18 protein-coding genes are annotated in these 21,301 nt (G+C 67.8%); 5 read left to right on the plus strand and 13 right to left on the minus strand.

Annotation, left to right across the window (positions count from 1 at the left end; translation table 11 throughout):
• Positions 1-107 precede the first annotated feature (107 nt).
• A complete protein-coding gene (locus ACV7NN_RS09165; RefSeq protein WP_463349262.1) occupies positions 108-659 on the plus strand; it encodes a DUF1003 domain-containing protein in 552 nt (183 codons plus the stop codon).
• On the opposite strand, the gene ACV7NN_RS09170 is transcribed toward ACV7NN_RS09165, so the two are convergent.
• Positions 660-1,349, minus strand: coding sequence for a hypothetical protein (locus ACV7NN_RS09170; RefSeq protein WP_463349263.1), 690 nt, complete (start codon positions 1,347-1,349; stop codon positions 660-662). It abuts the gene before it with no gap.
• A gap of 155 nt (positions 1,350-1,504) precedes the next feature.
• On the opposite strand from ACV7NN_RS09170, the gene ACV7NN_RS09175 reads away from it, so the two are divergent.
• Positions 1,505-1,846 (plus strand): DUF4234 domain-containing protein, encoded by a 342-nt coding sequence (locus tag ACV7NN_RS09175; protein WP_463349264.1) that lies wholly within the window; start codon positions 1,505-1,507, stop codon positions 1,844-1,846.
• Positions 1,847-1,850: 4 nt separating this feature from the next.
• Here the strand turns inward: ACV7NN_RS09175 and ACV7NN_RS09180 are convergent, their stop codons facing one another.
• From ACV7NN_RS09180 to ACV7NN_RS09225, 10 genes are all read right to left on the minus strand, one after another.
• Positions 1,851-2,432, minus strand: coding sequence for a mismatch-specific DNA-glycosylase (locus ACV7NN_RS09180; RefSeq protein WP_463349265.1), 582 nt, complete (start codon positions 2,430-2,432; stop codon positions 1,851-1,853).
• A gap of 47 nt (positions 2,433-2,479) precedes the next feature.
• Positions 2,480-2,911, minus strand: a complete 432-nt coding sequence (locus tag ACV7NN_RS09185) for a hypothetical protein (RefSeq protein ID WP_463349266.1) — start codon at positions 2,909-2,911, stop codon at positions 2,480-2,482.
• 61 nt (positions 2,912-2,972) lie between these two features.
• On the minus strand, positions 2,973-3,413 hold the full coding sequence (locus ACV7NN_RS09190; RefSeq protein WP_463349267.1) for a GIY-YIG nuclease family protein: 441 nt from the start codon (positions 3,411-3,413) through the stop codon (positions 2,973-2,975).
• A gap of 257 nt (positions 3,414-3,670) precedes the next feature.
• Positions 3,671-5,587 (minus strand): glycoside hydrolase family 127 protein, encoded by a 1,917-nt coding sequence (locus tag ACV7NN_RS09195; RefSeq protein WP_463349268.1) that lies wholly within the window; start codon positions 5,585-5,587, stop codon positions 3,671-3,673.
• A complete protein-coding gene (locus ACV7NN_RS09200; protein ID WP_463349269.1) occupies positions 5,584-7,308 on the minus strand; it encodes an amylo-alpha-1,6-glucosidase in 1,725 nt (574 codons plus the stop codon). The genes ACV7NN_RS09195 and ACV7NN_RS09200 overlap by 4 nt, the downstream gene beginning before the upstream one ends.
• A complete protein-coding gene (locus tag ACV7NN_RS09205; RefSeq protein WP_463349270.1) occupies positions 7,308-8,126 on the minus strand; it encodes a carbohydrate ABC transporter permease in 819 nt (272 codons plus the stop codon). The genes ACV7NN_RS09200 and ACV7NN_RS09205 overlap by 1 nt, the downstream gene beginning before the upstream one ends.
• Positions 8,123-9,091, minus strand: coding sequence for a carbohydrate ABC transporter permease (locus ACV7NN_RS09210; protein WP_463349271.1), 969 nt, complete (start codon positions 9,089-9,091; stop codon positions 8,123-8,125). Before ACV7NN_RS09210 ends, ACV7NN_RS09205 begins: the two co-directional genes overlap by 4 nt.
• Before the next feature lie 37 nt (positions 9,092-9,128).
• Positions 9,129-10,379, minus strand: coding sequence for a sugar ABC transporter substrate-binding protein (locus ACV7NN_RS09215; RefSeq protein ID WP_463349272.1), 1,251 nt, complete (start codon positions 10,377-10,379; stop codon positions 9,129-9,131).
• 67 nt (positions 10,380-10,446) lie between these two features.
• Positions 10,447-11,454 (minus strand): LacI family DNA-binding transcriptional regulator, encoded by a 1,008-nt coding sequence (locus ACV7NN_RS09220; protein WP_463349273.1) that lies wholly within the window; start codon positions 11,452-11,454, stop codon positions 10,447-10,449.
• Between the two features lie 164 nt (positions 11,455-11,618).
• Positions 11,619-12,656, minus strand: coding sequence for a LacI family DNA-binding transcriptional regulator (locus ACV7NN_RS09225; protein ID WP_463349274.1), 1,038 nt, complete (start codon positions 12,654-12,656; stop codon positions 11,619-11,621).
• Positions 12,657-13,013: 357 nt separating this feature from the next.
• On the opposite strand from ACV7NN_RS09225, the gene ACV7NN_RS09230 reads away from it, so the two are divergent.
• Complete coding sequence (locus ACV7NN_RS09230; RefSeq protein WP_463349275.1) at positions 13,014-14,492, plus strand: outer membrane protein assembly factor BamB family protein; 1,479 nt, start codon at positions 13,014-13,016, stop codon at positions 14,490-14,492.
• Between the two features lie 82 nt (positions 14,493-14,574).
• Here ACV7NN_RS09230 and ACV7NN_RS09235 read toward each other — a convergent pair whose 3' ends face one another.
• Positions 14,575-15,627: a hypothetical protein gene (locus ACV7NN_RS09235; RefSeq protein WP_463349276.1), complete on the minus strand. Its 1,053-nt coding sequence runs from the start codon at positions 15,625-15,627 to the stop codon at positions 14,575-14,577.
• Positions 15,628-15,793: 166 nt separating this feature from the next.
• On the opposite strand from ACV7NN_RS09235, the gene ACV7NN_RS09240 reads away from it, so the two are divergent.
• Positions 15,794-17,470 (plus strand): FAD-dependent oxidoreductase, encoded by a 1,677-nt coding sequence (locus ACV7NN_RS09240; RefSeq protein ID WP_463349277.1) that lies wholly within the window; start codon positions 15,794-15,796, stop codon positions 17,468-17,470.
• 48 nt (positions 17,471-17,518) lie between these two features.
• On the opposite strand, the gene ACV7NN_RS09245 is transcribed toward ACV7NN_RS09240, so the two are convergent.
• Positions 17,519-18,628, minus strand: coding sequence for a winged helix DNA-binding domain-containing protein (locus ACV7NN_RS09245; RefSeq protein ID WP_463349278.1), 1,110 nt, complete (start codon positions 18,626-18,628; stop codon positions 17,519-17,521).
• 134 nt (positions 18,629-18,762) lie between these two features.
• Here ACV7NN_RS09245 and ACV7NN_RS09250 point away from each other — a divergent pair, with 134 nt between their 5' ends.
• The gene (locus tag ACV7NN_RS09250) at positions 18,763-21,114 is read left to right on the plus strand and encodes an ATP-binding cassette domain-containing protein (protein ID WP_463349279.1); all 2,352 of its coding nucleotides are present in this window, start codon (positions 18,763-18,765) and stop codon (positions 21,112-21,114) included.
• Positions 21,115-21,301 lie beyond the last annotated feature (187 nt).

Consider the following 21,301-nt stretch of genomic DNA (forward strand, 5'->3'; position numbering starts at 1 on the left):
CCATCGGCGCACCCACGAACACCCTCGTCTTCCCAGCCAACGTCAAGCCTGGGCAGTACGCTCACCACATCGGCGGGAGGGACCCGCTGTGAGCCTGGAGCAGAGCGATGTCGCAACCGTCTTCCCCGACCGGAGCATCCGGATCACCCACCCCCCAGAACCCGGGCGGCACCGCCACGGCCACCGCACCTGCGCCCGAGCACCGGCGCCCTTTCCTCAGGCCGAGCCGCCTGCTCGCCAACGCCCCGCACGAGAAACTACACCCTGCGGTGCTCGCGGAGGCCGAGCGCCGAGCCTCGAGCGTTCAGCTGCGAATCGCCGACGCGATCACCTCGTTCGCCGGGTCGATGATGTTCGTCTACCTGCACATCGCATTGTTCGCGGTATGGATGCTCGTGTTCGAGAAGAGCCCCTGGCCGACGCTGACGCTCATCGTGTCGCTCGAGGCGATCTTCCTTTCGACCTTCGTCATGATCGGACAGAACCGGCAGGCGGCCTTCCAGCAGTCCAAAGCGGACCACGACTACATCGCCCAGCAGAAGCTGCTCGAGGAGAACACCGAGCTGACCCGCACGATCCACCAGCTGACGAAGGAGATGCACGCGCGGATGCTCGAAAACGGGACGCCGTCGGCCGGCGCCCCCGACGCGTCCCGCTGACTACCAGGCTGAAGCCGGCGCCTGCACGACCTCGACAGGACGCGTGCTCCAGTGGGCGCCGTTCGCGTAGTGGCTGGTCGACCAGGGCGACGCCCAGATCGCCGCCGCCGTCACGTCGGGGGATGCACTGGCCGCGAAGCCTGCGACGATGTCCGGGTAGCCGCGCTGCAGGTTCTGCGCCGCATACTTCGCCGCCGTCACGAGGTCGGGGTAGCTGCCGAGACCTGCCCCACCGCCCGAACCGTAACCGTTGTTCAGGGGGTTGTTACGGTTCCACCAGTCGGGCGGACCGTTCTCCTGTCGCATCCAGCGCAGCATCACCGTGACGTTGTTCTCGCTCTGCGGCCAACCGCCGAACATCATGACGAGTTTCGCCCAATCGGCATTCGTCGCGTTCGTGGTGAGGGTCTGCACGCCGTCGGTGGCGCTGATCTCGTCGCGCTTGACCGGCGGGGCGGTCACGTGGGCGTCGACGTAGAACACTTGCACAGGCCCGTGAGAGCCCGACGGGGCGGGCGCCGCCTGTGCCGGACCGGTCGGTGAGATGGACAGCCCGGCCACCAGTGCGAGGGCGGTGACACCCACCCCGATGCGGTGGTGGATGGCCCGCGTGACGATCGCCTTGGACACAGCGACGGGCCGGCGCGCCGAGCGGCGGCCGTGCGATCGTGTGCGGGGTCGGGTCTGCATACCCGTCCGAGGCTAACAAACACTCAGAGAGAGCGGTATTCCGCACGTCACACGGACGGCGAAACGGACGCCCGGATGTGCCCCATATACGGGCTTTCTGCGAAAGCCCTCAGAAAGATAAGATTACGCGATTACCCAACTCGACGAGGAGTTCCGTGAAGCGTCGTTCCCCCGCGGCCGTTTTCTTCCTACCCTTTCTCACGCTCGGTATCTACTGGATCGTCTGGCTCGCCCGAACTCGCGGCGAACTGATCTCACGAGATGCGCGCGTGCCGACGACATGGTTCTACATCGTGCCGATCGTGAACATCTGGTGGCTGTGGAAGTTCTCCGCCGGCATCGCACACGTCACCGGTAAGAGCACCGCCGCACCTTTCGCACTGACCTTCCTGCTCGGGAACATCGGCGCGACCTTCGTGCAGGCCGGCCTCAACGCCACCGAGGAACCGTACTTCCCTGCCATCGGCGACCTGCACTACAGCTCGCGGCTCGCCTGACCCGTCAGACCGGTTCCGGATAGAGATCCAGGCCGGCCGCGACGGCGATCGTGCGATAGGCCTCGGCCAGGCTGGCGAGCGACTCGTGCGCGTTCAGGCCGCTCGGATTCGGCGCCACCCAGACCTGCGAGTCGCCCCAGAGGTCGTCCTGCCTGCCCGTGCGCGCGTCCGGTCGATCGAAGGCGACGCGGTACGCAGTGATGCCGAGCACGGCGACCACGGCAGGGCGGATGCTCGTCACGCGGTCCCTGAGTGCGCCGCCGCCCGCGATCAACTCGTCGCGGGTGAGCTCGTCCGCGCGTGCGGTCGCCGTCGGAACGATGCTCGTGATGCCGAGGCCGCGCGCGAGCAGGTATGCCCGGTCTTCCGGCCGGAACCCTTCGGACGCGTCGATCACGCGGTCGGTGATGCCGGCCCGGTGGAGCGCGGGGTAGAACCGGTTGCCGCGCTTGGCGAAATGCGCCTGGACGGCGACGGTGAGCAGGCCGGGGTTGATCCCGACGAACAGCAGTTTCGTCCCGGGCCCGACGAGGTCGGGAAGCGTGGCGCCGCGATAGGTGAGAAGTTCCGCGCGCGAGATCGTCACGCGCTCAGCCTAGGCCGGTGGCAGCAGGCCGGTCGCTGGTCGCCGGTTCAGACGTCGCGTGTCTGGCCGATCAGCACCTCGAGGCGGAGCCCTTGGCGTGTGGTGACGATCTCCGCCGGAATGCGCGGCGGCTTGTTCGCGCGCTCCAACCGGATCAGCGCCTCCGCGAACGCGGGCTCCAGGCCGCGTGGAACGACTCCGACGACCCCGCTGACGCGCCTGCCGGTGAAGAGCCGGATTTCCATCGGAGCATCCGTGCGCTCCTCTTCGATGGTGCGCTGGCCGCCGGCGGTGAAGACGTCGCTGCCGTTCTCTTCGAGCACGGCGCGCAACTCGTCCTGGTACGGATCGCTGCCGGCGAGCTGGATGCGCAGCTTGGCCGACTTCGGGATGAGGTCGAACTTGTAGTCGTTGAGCGAGCCGGATCCCCGATCGTTCTTCGGAAAGGCTTCTTCGTTGGCACGGTTCCTCGGTGACATCCCCCTATTCTCTCAACGGCCGGCCGCTCCCGCAGCACGGGATGCACGAAAGCCGCAACACCTACCCGCTCAGTGCGATCCGCCGGCTCCGCCATGACGCGTACTGCGCCCACGGATCGTCCACACCCTCCTGCAGCGCCGCGACATGCGCGCTCAGCGCCGGCCCGGTCTCGAACCACTCGGTGCGGGGGATGCGCAGGTCGGCGAACTGGGCATGGCGGCGCTGCTCGAGCATCCGCCCTCCGGGCTCGAAGGCGAGCACTTCGTGGTGCGGGAGAGCTGCGATCCGCTGGCGCGGGTTGTTGGAGGTGCCGATCTTGATGCGGTCGCCGAACCGCAGGTAGTAGACGACGTCGACACGCACGTCGACGATCCCCTGGTCGGGCAGGTCGCCGACCAGGGGACTCGCAGGCGGCGCAGATCCAGCCGGACGGATAGCGGATGCCGACCCGCCGACCGCAGGCGAGGCACGGTGACGGGAGCAGGTCGGTGACGCCCACATCCCTGGCCACCCAGTCGTACGCGGCGAGCAGGTGGTTGGTGCAGAGGGCGAGCGGGGAGCCCGGGTCGCGTGGTTCCGGGCAGCGGCGTCCGTCGGCCAGCGTGATCGCGCATCCGCTGTCGTGTTCCGGGCCCATGGGGCTCACGGTACCCGCCGCATCCGACGCCGGACAGTCGTGCGGTCGCCGAGGGCACGAAGGGTGACCCCGGCGTTCACCTGGCCGCCGGCACCGATGACGTGACCGGCGGCCAGGCGGTCTATTCGGGCGAATGCGGCAGGAAGACGCGCATCGTGCTCGGCCCCCGGTTCGCCCAATTCGCGTACGGCCGCAGTGCAGCGACGATTGGTGCTTCAGACATTGCGCGACCCGCCGACCCGTAGGGCCAGGCCGATTCCTCCGCGGCCGTCAAGGACAGGGTGACCGTCGCGCCGTCCTCGGTCAGGAACGGTTCGAAGGCGGTGTCCACCCGCACCGCATCCACATCGATGTCTCCGGGCAGGTCGACGGATTCGAGGCACAGCACGAGTGGGCCGCGCTCGACCGCGACAGTGCCCCGGACCGCATCGATGCGATCAGAGGGCTTCACGAACCGTGCGTTCATCGGCAACTCGATACGGAGTACGCGGCCCGCGTCGAATACGGCACGGTGACGCACGTAGCCGTCGACGACCTCGAGCCGCTGTCCGTCGAACGTGGCCTGGGCCTCCTCCCGCGCCCACGGCGGGATGCGTACGCTGACTTCGACCTCTGCGGGGCTCTCCACGGTGACGACGATCTCGCCGCCGAACGGGTAGCCGCCGGTTCGCACGCGCATCCGAACGGGCACCCCTGCGCCGGTCACCGTATCGATGTCGGCGTCGGCGAGCTGGTGCAGCTGGACCCCGTCGTCGGTCGCGGTGGCGATATAGGAGGACACGCTCGCCAGGGTGCGTGCGACGTTGGTCGGACAGCAGGAGACCTCGAACCAGGGAGCGCGGAGGCTCGCCTCGGCCCGCTGGCTCAGTTCGCCCTCGCTCGGCACACTTCCGCGCTCACGCTGGTGGAGCGTGTTCGCGTAGTAGAACGCCCTGCCGTCTTCGCGTGGCGAGACGAGAACCGCGTTGAAGAGGGTGCGTTCGATGAGATCGGCGTACTTCGCCTCCCCGGTCTGCAACAGCAGCCGCCAGCTGAGCATCACCGAGGCGATCGAGGCACAGGTCTCGGAGTACGCCCGGTCGGCGGGGAGCTCGTAGTCGCTCCCGAATTCTTCATTCTGGTGGTGGGAGCCCATTCCCCCCGTGATGTACGTGCGCCTGGCGACGGTGTTGTCCCACTGGAGCTTCACTGCGTCGAGGAGCTCCTCGTCGCCGAACTCGGTGGCGATGTCGACCGCGGCGGATGCCAGGTACAGGGCCCGGACGGCGTGGCCGCGAAGCACTTCCGCCTGCCGCACCGGCCTGTCATCGAGAAAATATTCGCTTCCCTGGAAGAGGGTCGTCCGAAGGGTCCCCCGCCCCCGTCGCTCGATCAGGACGCGAGCGAGTTCGAGGTAGCGTGGCTCACCGGTCGCCCTTCCCAGTTCGGCGAGCGCCGTCTCGATCTCGGGATGACCGCAGACGGCATCCCGGCCTGCCGGTCCGAACTCGGCATAGACGTGATCCGCGACCCGGCGGGCGACATCGACGAGCTGGTCGTCGTGGCCCGTGCGGATTCGCGCGACAGCCGCCTGGAAGAGGTGTCCGAAACAGTAGAGCTCATGCCCCCACTCGAGGTCGGAGTACCGCGGGCGCTGGCCCGGTCGCCCGAAGCTCGTGTGGAGATAGCCGTCCGCCTCCTGGGCGCCGGCGACGCGGGCGACGAGCGAACGATAGGTTGCATCGAGGTGCTTCTCCCCGCTGCGGCCGAGTTCCCATGCCATCGCCTCGAGGAGCTTGTAGACCTCCGAGTCGACGAACTCGATCCCGGAATGATGGTCGGCCACCGTGCCGTCGGCCGCACGATCGAAGTTGGCGATCCAGCCGATGCGTTCCATCCAGGTCAGGCAGTGATCGAGGATCGCCGTCGCGTTGAGCTCCTGCTTGTCAGCCCAGAAGCCGTCGACGAGCCGGATCTCCTGCTGGCTCAACGGGCGCAAAGTGGAGTTCGACGGCGTGACGGGTCCGCCGAGCCGGAGGTTTTCAAGCGTGGTCGTCATGCTTCTCCGGTGACAGTCGTCAGGTGGCGTTCGCGCATCGCGGCATCATTCGCGAGCACGAGATAGGTGCTCGCAGTCCAGGTGTATGCGCGGTCGCGCAGGGCCTCCCCGGTCACGGCATCGAAGTTCTCGGCGAAGCCGCTGCGTTCGCACAGTGCACGGAAGCGCGAAGAGATGGTGTCGGCGAGCCCGACGAACCCGGCCCTGCGAACTCCGTCCTCGATGAGCGCCGTGGACGGGGCCCAGATCGGACCACGCCAGTATCCGTCGGGTTCGTAGCGGTCGGACCCGACGCCTTCGGTGGCCGGCCCCCACTCGGTGAGATGATTCTCGATCTGCTCGGCGAGTCGTTCGGCAACGTATCGGGGAAGCCGGTCGCCGAGCACGATCGGCAGCGTGTTGAGCAGGCTGCTGGCACTGCTCGCGGCGCCCGTGACGACCGACCGGGCTACGAAGTGCTCGCCGGTCCAGAGCTGCTCCAGCAGTGCGCCCTCCAGCTCGCTGGCGATCGCGCTCCACGGCTCTTCGGAGCGCGCCAGTTCCAGGGCCAGCTCAGCCAGAGCGTCGAGCTGGAGGATCAGGAAGGCCGCGAGGTCGGGCGACTCGATGATGCGGTCGACGTCGAACGTGGTCGAGTTGTCCCATCCGCTGTCGTTGCCGTGCTGGTAATACGGGAGGTCGTGCCCGGGAGCGCGACGTGAGCGAAGCCAGAATCGGGTCCAGCTCGCGAGCCTCTCGTAGGCGACCGTGAGTTCTGCCTCAGTGAGTTCGCGTGTCGCCCGCGAGCGGATCTTCTGGAACGCCCATCCGTGGATCGGTGGCTTGACGAAGTTGTAGAGGAGCTCCGAGTGCGCTATCGAATCGGGTAGCGCGCCGGACGGGTCCTGGTGATCGAAGGGAAGAAGGAACTGGTCGAGAGCCGCGTCGACGTCCGATTCGGCGAGCGCGAGCGCGTTGAAGCAGTGGTCCCAGCTCCAGACCTTATCCATCCAGTGCTTGGACATGAGGATCGCTTCGCGCCCGAAGAAACCGGAGGGCGCGACAGTCGCGGACCAGAGGACGTACGCGGCCTTCACGGAACCGGGTGACGGGGTGGGCGCCAGCGCACGGTGGTACGCCTCGAACTCTGCGGCGACAGCCGTCATGACCTCGCGGAACGGGCGGGACTGCGTATAGCCGGGGCGCGCCGTCTCGAACTCTTCGAGCGCGATCTCCCACGGCTCATCCTCGGCCAGGTCGATCATCCGGTCGGCCATTCCGAGGGCGCCGTCGCCCGTGACCACGGCCGAACCGGCCAGGACGGTGACCCGGTAGCGGCGACCCGTCTCGTAGGTCGTCAGCACGATGCCGCCGTCGACGGGGTCGGTGAAGAGGAAGGCGCCGGTGAACGGCGTCAGGCCATGAGCGGCTTCGATCAGGCGCAGGCCCAGCCCCACGCCGCGGATGCGGAGGGTGTCCGCCGACTCGAACGTCGCGTCGACGCTGCCCGCATCATCCGCCCATCGGATCGAGGCGGGCGTCGCGGTGATCGCAACGTCCACCGGCTCGCCTGCGCGTGTCGGCGCGAACTCGAACACCGGATGCATCCCCGTCTGGTGGCTGACGAGATGCACGGTGGGAGCGCTGCGGTGAAGGCCGATCACCGGCGACAGGTCGATCCAGGAACCGCGTCGCGCGAACGGGATCTCGCGGATGTCGAAAGACCACTGGGAAGCGTCCATCAGTCTTTGACCGCCCCCGCCGTGACCCCGGCCGCGACGTACTTCTGCGCGAGGACGAGCAGCACCGCTGTCGGGATGGACGCGACGACGGCGGTGGCCATGATCGCGTTCCATTCCTGGTTGTTGTTGCCGATGTACTTGTAGATGCCCAGTGTGATCGTCTGCAGGTCACCGCCGGAGTTCAGCGTCGACGAGAAGATGAAGTCCGACCACGCCCAGAGGAAGGCGAACAAGGAGACCGTGACGATGGCGTTGCGGCTCACCGGCAGCACGATCGAACGGAACGTGCGCCAGGCGCCCGCTCCGTCGATCTTCGCGGCCTGCATCAGCTCGTTCGGGATGCCTGCCATGAATGCCGAGAAGATGAGGACCCCGAAGGGCACAGCGATGGTCGAGTCCGCGACGATGAGGCCGGGAATGGTGTTGAGGATGCCCAGATTCAGGTAGATGGCATAGAAACCCATGGCCATGATGATCCCGGGGATCATCTGTGCGATCAGGAGCACGAAGTTCAGCACACCGCGGCCGGCGGGACGCAGCTTGGCGAGCGAGAACGCGGCGGGCGCCGACAGGACGACGGTGAGCAGCACCGTTCCGAGGCCGACGATGAGGCTCGTGCCGAGGTACGGCAACTGCTCGCTCATGACGGTCTGGTAGCCCTCGAGGGTCGGGTGAAGCGGGAACCAGTCGGGCGGGCTCTTGCGCATCTCGGTCGTCGGCGTGAGCGAGACGTTGATCATCCAGTACACCGGGAAGAGCATGATCGCCGTCAGCACGAGGCCGACGATCGTCTTCCACCAGGGACGCTTGCCGTTCATGAGATGTCTTGCTTTCGCTGGGTGCGGATGTAGATCAAACCGAAGATCAGCGCGAGGACGATGAGCACGTTACCGACGGCTGCGGCCGGGCTGAAGTCGGGCAGGACGGAGCCGAAGCCCAGCTGATAGGACCATGTCGCGAACGTCGTCGACGCGTTGCCGGGGCCACCGCGGGTCATGATCCAGATGATGTCGAACACCTTCAGCGTGTACACGAGGCCGAGGAGGATCGTTATCGCCGAGACCGGACGCAGGAGGGGGAAAGTGACCCTCCAGAACTTCTGCCAGCCGTTCGCGCCGTCGAGCGAGGCCGCCTCGTACAGGTCGCCCGGGATGTTCTGCAGCCCGCTGTACAGGATGACCAGGTTGAACGGGATGCCGATCCAGATGTTCGCGATGATCACGCTCGTCAGCGCCCACTGCGGCGAGGTGAGCCAGTTCACCGGTGCGACACCGAACGTGTGGAGCACGGCATTGACGACGCCCGAGTCGCTGTTGAGCATCCACGACCAGGTCGACGCCGACACGATCAGTGGCAGCAACCACGGCACCAGGAACAGTGCGCGCAGGGTTGCCGAAAGCCGGAAGTTCTGGTGGAAGAACACGGCGAGCGCCATGCCGATCGTGAACTGGAAAGCGATCGAGATCACGGTGAACAGGGCGGTGTGCAGGAAGGCGGGCCCGAAGGTCGGGTCCTGGAACACCGTGATGTAGTTGTCGAAGCCGACGAAGGGCGCATTGCCTTCGACGAACGACCGGACGTTGTAGTCCTTCACGCTCAGCTCGACGTTTCGGTAGAGCGGGAACGCGTAGAACACGACCAGGTAGATCACGACCGGGGCGAGGAACGCCCAGGCCGCCCACTGCCCTGAGCGGCGGCGGGAGGGGCGACCAGGTGGGGAGACTCGCGCCGCCCCACCTGGTGCGCCGACAGACTGCTCGAGTGCTGCCTGTGTTGTTGTCATCGGTTTTACCTCTGTTGCTTTGTACAGCCTGGTTACGCTACTTGGTTGCTGCAGCCGCCGCCGTCTGCGCTGCCTTGAGCGCGGCCTCCGGCGTCTGTGCCCCGCTCAATGCGTTCTGGACGGCGGTCCAGAGCTGCTGCGAGATCTTCGGGTACTTCGTCCCGAGGTTGTCGCTGGTGCGGCCCTTCGCGGCAGCCACCGCGGCGACCCAGGGCTTCAGCTCCGGGTTCTGCGCGACCTGCGCCTGCTGCGCTGCCGTGGTCGGAGCGATGTACGACAGCGTGTTGTCGGTCGTCACGAAGTTCTCCGTGCTGGTGAGGCACTTCGCGATCTTGACGCTGGTGGCATAGCGTGCGGTGTCCTTCTGGACCGGGATGGTCATGAACTCGCCGCCGGTCGGTGCCGAAGCGTCGCCGCCGTTCATCGCCGGGACCGTCAGGATGCCGTAGTCGATCCCGGCCTTCTTCACGTTTCCGAGCTGCCACGTCCCGTTCTCGCCGAAGGCGAAGTCGCCGGTCGCGAACTCCTGCCAGCTGGTCGTCTGGGTGTTGTTGATGACCGAGTTGGGCGCGTAACCCTTCTTCACCCAGTCCGTCCACAGCGCGAGGGACGAGACAGCCTCGCTCGAGTCGAGCTTGGTCAGGTCGGCGCCGGCTCCCCAGAACCACGGGAGGAACTGGAAGCTGCCCTCTTCGGTGCCGATCGCCGAGAAGGTGATGCCCTTCTTGCCGGCGGCCTTGACCTTGGCGAGCGCCGCCGTCAGCGAGTTCCAGTCTTTGACCGTCGAGATGTCGACGCCGGTCTCGCTGAGGACCTTCTTGTTGTAGTAGAGCGCAAGGGTGTTCGCGCCGATCGGTACCCCGTAGGTCTTCCCGTCGACGATGCCCGCCTGCAGGATGTTCTTCTGGATCTGCGAGGTGTCGAGCTTGTTCTCGTCGGTCGAGGTGAGGATGCCAGCGTCCGCCAGGGTCGAGACGACGGGGTTGTCGACGAGGAGCAGGTCGGGCGAGCTGCCCTGCTGGCCGGCGAGGAGGGCCTTGCTGGTGAGTGCGCTGGTGTCGCTGCCGGTGCGCTTGATGGTGACGCCGGCGTCGGTTCCGCACTTGTCGATGAGCTTCGCCCAGTCGCTGGTCGCGTCGAACTGGGGGTATGGGTCCCAGAACGTGTAGCTGCCACCCGCGCTGCTGCTTCCTCCGCTGCTGGCGGACGAGCAGGCGGACACGCCGCCGACAACCGACACTGCCAGGATGGCCGCCCCGATTGCTTGCATTTTCTTGTTGCCGATCACAGTATTCCTCCTTGAATTGTGCGTTGCATTGAACCGCTTCCGCCTGTGGCTGCGTTCGCGTCAGGGATCATCGGGTGCTTCCACGGTTCGTGAGTTCCGGCGCGATGAACCGTGTCACCGGAGCTCCAGCGAGCTCGGGCGAGTTGATCCGCCGCACCAGGTGCCGGACCGCTTGCTGGCCCAGCTGGTCGGGCGAGGTCTCGACGGCCGTGTACGGCAGTGAGAACGATCGACCGAAGTCTTTGGAGTAGAGGCTGACGACGGAGAGGTCGTCAGGAACGCGGACCCCCCGCTGCATCAGGACGGATGGGAGCGCCGCGATGGTCGCGTCGTTGTGGACGATCATCGCGGTCGCCGTGGGGCGCGCGTCGAGGATCGCGTTCAGGCTGACACCGATCGCCGGCTGCTGCGCCTCCCCGTAGTACGCGAACATCTGGATGCCGTACCTGGCCGCACGCTCGAGGGCGGCATCGCGGAATCGCCAACCGTACGCTCCCCCGCGTTCGAAGACGTGCTTCGGCGGGGACACGACGATGATCTCGCGATGACCGAGCCCGTACAGGTGGTCGACGAGGAGCCGGGCCGATTCGCCGAAATCCAGGTCGAACACGTCGAGCCCTTCGGTGTCCTTGGGCAGTCCTACGAGTGCGCCGGGCTGGGGGGCCGCCTTGAGCGTCTCCAGTCGGTCGTCATTATGCGTGACGTCGAGGAGCACGACGCCATCGACCATCCCTGAGCTGGTCACGCGCTTGAGCGCCTCGGTTCCGTCGGCTTCGGTGACGAGCAGGATGTCGTAGCCGAGTTCGCGCGCCGTGTCCGAAACAGGAAGGACGTACTGGAGCATCGCCGGGGCGAACTCGTCCTGGTGGAACTGCGTCAGCAGGCCGATCACCATCGTCTGCGATGTGGCAAGGGCGCGCGCGCCGGCGTTGGCCATGAACCCGAGTGACTTGATCGCATCCTCGATGCGGGCGCGGGTCTCATCCGAGATCGTGCGTTTTCCCGACAAGGCGTAGGAGACGGTGCTCCGGGCGACGCCGGCCTCACGCGCCACGTCTTTGATCGTTACGGCCACGCTGCCTCTTCCATTCGTCGTCGAACCGCTTCGATGACAGTAGCGCCGTGGAACCCATTAATCAAGTCGAATCGGTTCGACGATTTTTTCGGGCCTGATCAGAGGATGGAAATTGCCCGCGCGCGCGGCGGCGACGTGCCTGGCCTGGGGTTCCGGCGCGGACCTTACGGGACGGTGCGCGTGCTGTCGCGGACCACGAACCCGGGCTCGATCAACCGGGTGAGAGGTTCCCCGGCCAGACCCGGCGTCTGAATGCGGCGCACCAGCTGGGTCACGGCGAGCCTTCCGAGTTCGTCTGGCAAGGTCTCCACGGCAGTGTAGGGAAGCGAGAAGGCGTTGCCGAAGTCCGCCGAGTAGACCCCGACGACGGAGAGGTCCCGCGGCACGACGACACCACGGGCGTTCAGGTATGCCGGCAGTCCGGCCACGGTCGCATCATTGTGGACGATCAGCGCGGTGGCGGTCGGCAGCGCCGCGAGCGCGGCGTCGAGCGCCTCGGTGATCCCCGGCTGGCGGGCCTCTCCCTCGTGGACCGACATCCGGATGCCGTACCGCGCCGCCCTCTCGACCGCGGCGTCCCGGAACCGCCAGGCGTAAGAACCTCCGCGATCGTAGACGTGCCGCGGCGGTGTGACGAGGATGATCTCGCGGTGTCCGCGCTCCGCGAGGTGGTCGACCGCCATCCGCGCCGCTTCGCCAAAGTCGAGGTCGAACGCGTCGAATCCGGTGGCGTCGCGAGCATAGCCGATGAGGACGCCCGGCTGTTTCGCCTGCCTCAGCGGCTCCAGGCGAACGTCATCATAAGTGACGTCGAGCAGGACGACGCCGTCGACCATATGCGACGACGTCGTGCGATGGACCGCACCACGCAGGTCGGTGTCCGTCACCATGAGCAGGTCGTACCCGTGCTCGCGGGCGGTCGTCGAAACCGGCAGGACGTACTGCAGCATGGCGGGAGCGAACTCGTCCTCCCGGAACTGCAGGTACAGGCCGAACACCTTCGTCTCAGCCGATGCAAGCGCCCGGGCGCCTGCATTCGGCGTGAAGTCCAGAGTGCGGATGGCGTCTTCGATTCGCGCGCGCGTCTCTTCGGAGAGCGTCCTTTTTCCGGAGAGCGCGTACGACACCGTGCTCACCGAGACTCCGGCGGCATTGGCCACGTCACGGATCGTCGCGGCCACGTCGCTCCTCTGCTCGTTCACCGTGCGGTCCCTTCATGTTCCCACGAAAGGGCCGCAGCTCCGCCCGTCGACCGCGCCGAACCGCCGCAAGGGCCCCGAATCCCGCATGATCGTCGAACCGGTTCTCGCGGGGCGCGTCACCCGACGGACCGCTCTCGTCGGCGTCGCTTCGCGCCCACGCCCCGGCATCTGGCCTCCCGATCCGACCCCACGATTCGCATTCTCGAGCTCGAACCGGTTCGATGATTCCCCTGCGCGCTCGCCGCGTAGCCGCGCTCCAAGTCCGATGCCGCGACCTGGCGAAACGACTCGACGTGGCGGGCAAAGCCCCGTGTTGCGCCACTGGCGGCCACCACCGCGCAGGCTTACGCTGACGCCATGACCAACGGGCCGGACGCGCTCGGCCGGCGGGCGCGGCGGGCGCTCGGCACCAGCGCCGCGCTCGCCCTGCTCCCAGGGCTCATCCTCGCCGGATGCGCATCCCCGGCTCCCACCGCGACGCACACGACGTCCGGCCGTCCACCTGCGGCCCGTCCCACGCCGGGCGCCACCGACATCCGGCCTCCAGTGGGCGTCGCCATCCCCGGGGTGAACAGCTGGCTCGGATACCACGCCGACCAGGCGCGCACCGGGGCGGTGGCCGCGCCCGCGCCTCACTCCCCGGCCACGCTCGCCTGGAGGGCGAACCTCGGAGGAGCCGTCTACGGCCAGCCGGTCGTCGCCGGCGGACGGGTGATCGCAGCGACCGAGACGAACGAAGTCGTCGCCCTGAGCCCGGCCAACGGGCAGCTCGTCTGGTCGGTCTCGCTCGGCGCACCCCTGACGAACGTCGGTGCGGTCGCGGGATGCGGCAACATCGATCCGCTCGGCATCACCAGCACTCCGGTCGTGGATGCTGCGACCGGCACCGTGTTCGTGGTCGGCGAAGTCGCCGCACGAGGCTCCGTCCACCATCAGCTCGAAGGCATCAACGTCGCGACGGGGCGGGTCGCGCTGTCCGAACCGGTCGATCCCCCGCTCCCTGCCGGCGAGAGTCCCGTCAGCCTGCTGCAGCGCGCATCCCTCGCCCTCGCCAACGGCCGCGTCTACATCGCCTACGGCGGCAATTACGGGGACTGCGGTGCGTACCACGGGTGGGTCGTCGGCGTGAACGAGACGGGCGCTCCGAACCTGGTCTCATTCGAAGCGGCTCCGGACGGCCAGGGCGGCGCGATCTGGCAGGGCGGCGGCGCACCGGCCATCGACTCCGCCGGAAACCTCTACGTGGGCACGGGCAATGCGAACCCGGATCCGCCGCAGGGCGGTCCGGACCCGGTGCGCTTCACAGAGAGCGTCGTCAAGCTGTCGCCGACGCTCAAGCCGCTGGCCTCGTACAAGGACCGGACGGCCGGCGGGGACGAGGACCTCGGCACCACGAACCCGGTACTGGTGGGGGGCGGGACGCTGTTCTCGGTCGGCAAGACCGACATCGGCTACGTGCTCTCGCAGTCTGCCCTCGCGCCGGTCGCGGCCATCCACGGGGTCTGCGGGAGTGACCCGGACGGCGGTCCGGCCTACGACGCGGCCACGAACCGGATCTTCGTTCCGTGCAGGGGCGGCGGCATCCAGCCGGTTGATCTCGCCCACGCAACGGTCGGCCCGATCATGTCCGGGGCGAACGGTTCACCGACGCTCATCGGGTCGACGCTCTGGGCCGCCCAGTACCCGGATGGCACGCTCAGCGAATACAACGCGCAGACGGGGGCGCTCATCCAGACGATCGGGGTCGGGTCATCGGTTCCGAACTTCGCGACGCCGAGCACGGCCCTCGGCCTGCTCTTCCTCGGGACGACCTCCGGCGTCGTCGCGTACCGCTGAGCCCCACGCGGGGCCGCCGATTGTGCAGAAATCGCGGGTGCCCGGCGAATGCACCCGCTCTTTCTGCACAATCGCTGGGCGGTCAGGCGCCGAAACCGATGACGCCCGTGAAGTCCGGGGTGCCGTCGGGCTTCGCGGGGAGGGGCGCGCCGTTGATGTAGCGCGGCCACTCGAGGCGCAGACCCGCCTGCGGGAAGAGCGTGGGGTATGCGGCGGGCGGGATCGACCGGTGGGATGCGGACGATGCGGCGGCGGCCGCGGCCGGTGTGAGGGCGGGCGCTGCCTGCGTGGCGGTTTCGGCAGGCGTGGCGGCGGGCGCTGCCTGCGTGGCGGTTTCGGCAGGCGTGGCGGCGGGCGCGGCCCAGGCCGAGCCTTCGGGCGTGGCGGCGGGCGCGCCCCAGAGCGAGGCACCAGCGACAGCGCCAGGTCCGGCGGCCGCGGCGCCCGGACCGGACGGCGGCGCGTACTGCGGAGACGCGACAGGCCACGAGACCTGGGCGATCGGGGCCGGCTTGGGGGCCTTCGGCCCGAAGAGGGTGAATGTCAGCGGGATCAGGATGGTGCCGAGCGCATCCAGGATCGCGATGATCCCTACGAGCCGCCAGTAGGTGTCGCCGAAGTCGGTGCGTGTGAAGAGGAGGGGCAGGGAGAGTCCGAGTGTGAGCAGGCCCACGAGCACGAGGGTGACCACCGTGACCTTCGACATGATCGGCCCGGTGAAACGTCGTTGCGTGTTGAGCACGAGATGGATGTGGAGCAGCCCGATGCGCGTCACGGCGACCAGGAAGAACCAGGCGAGCGGTTCCCAGACCGGGGCGTTCGGGTCGTAGGACGCGGGAATCCAGATCTTCGTGAGCCCGACGAGCAGCAGGTACGCACTCGTCACCACGCTGACCGCACCGAACCACGGCGCCCGTCGGGCGGAGACGTCCGCGTCATACCAGGAGGCGAGCGAGAAGAAGACGAAGAGGCAGATCGTCCCGATCAGCCGCCAGCAGGTGTCGTCGAAGCGGCCGATGATGACCGCATACACCGCGACGAGGGCCGCCGCGATGAGCGCGCCGACGACGATGCGGGGAAGAAGGTGACGTACCCAGGCGTATTCGCGCGGAGCTGTCTCGGTTGTCATCGTCATATTCCGTTTCTCGCATGTGATCGGGGTCACCCGCTTGCCGCGATCGTATCGGCCTGTTTCGCCCGTGCTGATCCGTGCCAGTACGGAATCCGTTCCAGTGCCCTCGCACTGGGGGTGCGGCCACTAGGATCAGTCCCGTGTCCACCGTGACAGTGCGAGCTGACCGATGAGCGACAAACCGCCGTTCCGAGTGCCCGTCGGCACCGCCGCCAACCCTGTTCTCGACGCCGAGACATTGCAGCGGCTCCTCGCCCTCGGTGTCTCGGAGGAGGTCGAGGCAGGAACCCATCTCTTCAGCGTGGGCGACTCCGACTGCGACATGTTCGTCGTCGAGTCCGGCCGAGTGAACATCGTGCGCGAAGCCACGGTCTCCTCGCCGGAACGCATCATGGCCCAGTGGCAGTCAGACGAGTTCCTTGGTGAGCTCGCCATGCTGACCGGGCAGACCTCGCTGCTGACGGCGCTGGTTGTAGAGTCCGGCCGGGTCTGCCGCATCAGCAACGCGACGTTCAAACAACTCATGTCGAGCGACGGCTCCCTCTCCTCGCTGCTCCTCGCCACGTTCCGCGCCCGTCGTCGGCTGCTGATGGCCGCCGCCGACAAGACGGTCGAGATTCTCGGGTTCGAAGGATCGGCGAAGGCGATGGCACTTCGTACTTACGCGTCACGCATGGAGCTGCCACACCGCTGGCGCGACGTGTCGACCGAGGCTGGGCGCACATCCCTCGACGCCTCCGGCAAATCCGAAGCCGACCTTCCCGTCGTCGTTACCCGGGGAGAGATCCTGACGAACGCGACCACGCGGCAGCTGTCGGAAGCGGTCGGCCTGTCGTATAGGAGCAAGACCGGCGACCACTTCGACCTGGTCGTCGTCGGCGCAGGACCGGCGGGGCTCGCCGCGGGCATCTACGGCGCATCCGAAGGCCTGTCGACACTGGTGCTCGACGCGATCGCGCCCGGTGGCCAGGCCGCAGCGAGCTCGCGGATCGAGAACTACCTGGGCTTCCCGTCCGGCGTCTCCGGGGCCGAGATCACTGAACTCGGCATCGTCCAGGCGCTCAAGTTCGGCGTGCGGCTGTCAGCGCCGTCTGAGGTCGCCGACCTGCTCTCCGGTCCGGATCACGCCGGGCGTGCCGAGCTCACGATGGCCGACGGCGAGACCATCACTGCGCGTGCCATCGTGGTGGCAACGGGAGCCCGCTATCGGCGACTGCCGCTCGACCGCTGGCAGGATTTCGAGGGCGGCAGCATCTTCTTCGCAGCGACCGAGCTCGAGGCCCGGACCTGCGCCGGCAGACCGGTCGCGGTCGTGGGTGGTGCGAATTCGGCCGGTCAGGCGGCGGTCTACCTGGCCGACCTCGGCTGCACCGTGCACCTGATCGTCCGAGGCGATTCGATCGGCTCGAAGATGTCGTCGTACCTGGCGGACCGTGTGGCCGCGCATCCGCGCATCCTCATCCACACCTCCAGCGACGTGACCGAGCTGCGTGGCGAAGGGCACCTCGAAGGGATCACAGTGAGCTCGTCGGCGACCGGCGAGCAGACGGACGTCGACGCGATCGCGCTCTTCTGCTTCGTCGGGGCGGTCCCGGGGACCGCGTGGCTCCCGAACATCCAGCGCGACCAGAGCGGTTTCCTGCTCACCGACGTGGACCTGCCCGTCGATGCCGCCGACGAGACCTGGACGGTTCTCGGGCGACGGCCGCTGGCGTTCGAGACGAGTATCCCGCGCGTGTTCGCGGCAGGGGATGTGCGCCACGGCTCCATGAAGCGCATCGCCGCTGCGGTCGGCGAGGGGGCGAGCGCCGTGGCGTCGGTGCACCGGGCGCTCGCGGCGGGCTGACGCGACGCCCGCCACAGAACACGTGCGGTCGCCGTGAGCGAGCCGCCGTCACGCGTCAGAGGGCAGCTCCAGCTGCACGCGCAGCATCTCGGCGAGGCTCTCGAGCTCGGTACGCACTCCGTCGCGCAGCGCGGGCGCGAACGGCTCGTCCTCGTGGATGCGGTGCACCCGCAGCAGGGAAGCCGGCAGGTCCGTCGTCGCGTCGACCTTTCCGACGAGCCGGTCGCCGTCGAGGATCGGCAGCGCGTAGAAGCCGAACCGGCGCTGGGAGGCCGGCTTGTACATCCCGAGCTGGTAATCGAACTCGAAGAGGTCGACCATCCGTTTCCGTTCGAAGATGAGCCGGTCGAACGGGGAGAGGATCGCGACGCGGCCTTCGAAGGCACGGTCCAGCTGCGCCGGGTCGACGCGCCACGAACCGCGCACACCCTCGATGACGGCCTGCTCCCCCGCATCCGCGACGACCACCGGCTCGACCTGTGTCTCGGGCCCGCGACCGCGGGCGATGCCGAGCGAGCGCAGGCGCCGCGCGTCGCGTTCGCGGGTCGCATCCGGTTCCGGCACCGCCGGATCGCCGGGGTGGATGCGCTCGGCCAGGTCCCACTGCCGTTCGCGCCCGACACGGCCCGCGACGGCCACGTCACCGGCGGCCTCCATCAGTTCGAGCATCATCGGCACGTTGCGACCGTCGTTCCAGCCGGAGCTCTCCCACTGCTCGACGCACGTGTCCGGAAGGTCGCGCGACACCATCGGGCCGCCGTGCCGGAGTCGTGTGAGGATGTCGCGGCGGCACGCGTCGTTCGCACGCAGCCAGGCGGCGCGGTGCTGCGACCAGGGCCGTGCATCCGGCCCCGGCCACGCATCCATCCCGGCTCGGTAGAGCGCGATGTCGTGCGCAGCACGGATCATGCTCTGCAGTTCGACCACGACGTGCTCGCGAAGCGCCCGTTGCAACTGCTCGGGCCGGTAGAGGCGGCCGAGGCGGCTCCAGAGGACGAGGTCGGCGCTCGGTGCGACGGCCGCGGTCGGCTCGTACTGCACGAGGGTGAGACGGCGCACGGTGTCGAGCAGGTCGACGGGGCGTGCCGCGTCGAGGAGCTGGGCGCGCACGGCGATGCGACGCGCTTCCTGCCTGGTCAGCCGGTGCGGTTCGGTCACGTTTCCATATTTCCCGGTCCGGGGGCAAAGGGACAGGATGAGCGCGGGATCTCAGTTCTCCACAACCGCGATCTGCCAACAGGCAGGCAGGATTCGAGAAGCGTCCACCGGAGGCCCGCAATAGGCTGAACGCCATGGAAATTGCCGACAGTCACGACCGGATCCGCGTGCAGGGCGCACGCGTCAACAACCTCAAAGACATCAGTGTCGAGCTGCCGAAGCGCAGGCTGACCGTCTTCACGGGTGTCTCCGGTTCGGGCAAGAGCTCGCTGGTCTTCGGCACGATCGCGGCCGAATCGCAGCGGATGATCAACGAGACCTACAGCGCGTTCGTCCAGGGATTCATGCCGACGCTCGGCCGACCCGACGTCGATGTGCTCTCCGGTCTGACGACGGCGATCATCGTGGACCAGGAGCGCATGGGCGCCAACGTTCGCTCCACGGTCGGTACGGCCACCGATGCGAACGCGATGTTGCGCATCCTCTTCAGCCGGCTCGGGCAGCCGCACATCGGCTCTCCCCAGGCGTTCTCTTTCAACGTCGCGTCAGTGACAGGTTCCGGCGCGCTCAGTGTCGAGAGGGGTACTGCTCCGACCAAAGAGCGACGCGACTTCACGCTGCTGGGCGGCATGTGCCCGCGCTGCGAGGGGATGGGCGTGGTCAACGACATCGACCTGGCCGAGCTCTTCGACGACAGCAAGTCGCTCGATGAGGGCGCGATCACCGTGCCGGGGTACACGGCGGCCGGCTGGAGCGCAAGGCTCTACAAGGAGTCGGGCTTCGTCGACCCGAAGAAGCCGATCCGCGACTACACCGAGACCGAATTGCACGACTTCCTCTACCACGAGCCGGTCAGGATGAAGATCGCCGGCATCAACATGACGTACGAGGGGCTCACCCTCCGTATCCAGAAGTCGATGCTGGCCAAAGACAAGGAGTCGATGCAGCCCCACATCCGTGCGTTCGTCGATCGGGCGGTCACGTTCAGCGCCTGCCCGGACTGCGGTGGCACCCGGCTCAACGAAGGCGCGCGGTCGTCGCGCATCGCGGGCCTCAACATCGCGGACGCCTGCGCGATGCAGATCAGCGATCTGGCGGAATGGGTGCGCGGCCTCGACGAGCCCACGGTCGCGCCCCTGCTCGCCGGCCTGCAGCAGGCACTCGACTCGTTCGTCGAGATCGGTCTCGGCTACCTCTCACTCGACCGTCCGGCAGGCACGCTCTCCGGCGGGGAGGCGCAGCGCACCAAGATCATCCGCCACCTCGGGTCGTCGCTCACCGACGTCACCTACGTCTTCGACGAGCCCTCGATCGGGCTGCACCCCCACGACATCCAGCGGATGAACGAACTCCTGCTGCGCCTGCGCGACAAAGGCAACACGGTGCTCGTCGTCGAGCACAAGCCGGAGATGATCGCGATCGCGGACCATGTGGTCGACCTGGGTCCCGGCGCGGGGTCGGCCGGCGGCACCATCTGCTTCGAAGGCACGCTCGACGACCTGCGGGCGAGCGGCACCCTCACCGGGCACCACCTCGACGACCGGGCGAAGCTCAAGGATGCGGTCCGCGCCCCGAAAGGCACCCTGCCGATCCGCGGCGCGACCGCCCACAACCTGCAGAACGTCGATGTGGACATCCCTCTCGGTGTGCTCGTCGTCGTGACCGGTGTCGCAGGTTCGGGCAAGAGCTCGCTCGTGCACGGCTCGATCCGGGAGGGCGAAGGCGTCGTGTCGATCGACCAGGCCGCGATCCGCGGGTCGCGGCGCAGCAACCCGGCGACCTACACAGGGCTGCTCGACCCCATCCGCACCGCGTTCGCGAAGGCGAACGGCGTGAAGCCGGCGCTGTTCAGCTCCAACTCCGAAGGAGCATGCCCGAACTGCAACGGGGCCGGCGTGATCTACACCGACCTCGGGATCATGGCGAGCGTCGAGTCCACGTGCGAGGTCTGCGAGGGAAAGCGCTTCGATTCGTCGGTGCTCGAATACCACCTCGGCGGCCGTGACATCAGCGAAGTGCTGGCGATGCCTGTGACCGAGGCGGAGGCGTTCTTCGGCTCCGGCGACGCGCGCACGCCCGCGGCCCACACCATCCTGGGTCGCCTCGCCGACGTCGGGCTCGGCTACCTCAGCCTCGGTCAGCCGCTCACCACATTGTCCGGCGGCGAGCGCCAGCGCCTCAAGCTCGCCACCCATCTGTCGGAGAAGGGCGGCGTCTACATCCTCGACGAGCCCACCACCGGCCTTCACCTCGCCGACGTCGAACAGTTGCTCGGCCTGCTCGACCGGCTCGTCGACTCCGGCAAATCCGTCATCGTCGTCGAGCACCACCAGGCCGTCATGGCCCACGCTGACTGGATCATCGACCTGGGTCCCGGTGCGGGTCACGACGGCGGCCGCATCGTCTTCGAGGGAACGCCGACCGACCTGGTCGCTGCGCGCTCGACGCTCACAGGGCAGCATCTCGCTGCGTACGTCGGCGGCTGAGGGGGCGGTTGCCCGCTCTCCCACCTGGCGTTCGCTCGCGAGGACCGGCTCTCGCCGCGGCGTTCGCTCGCGGAGACCCGCTCGCACGCGGTGTGTCCCGCCGTACGCGCTGTGTCCCCCGCACGCGTTGTGTCACACCGCACGCATTCGTGCGTACTGCGGTCGGACAGAACACGTGCGGTCGCGA

Source organism: Leifsonia sp. Ger2509, assembly GCF_055231915.1.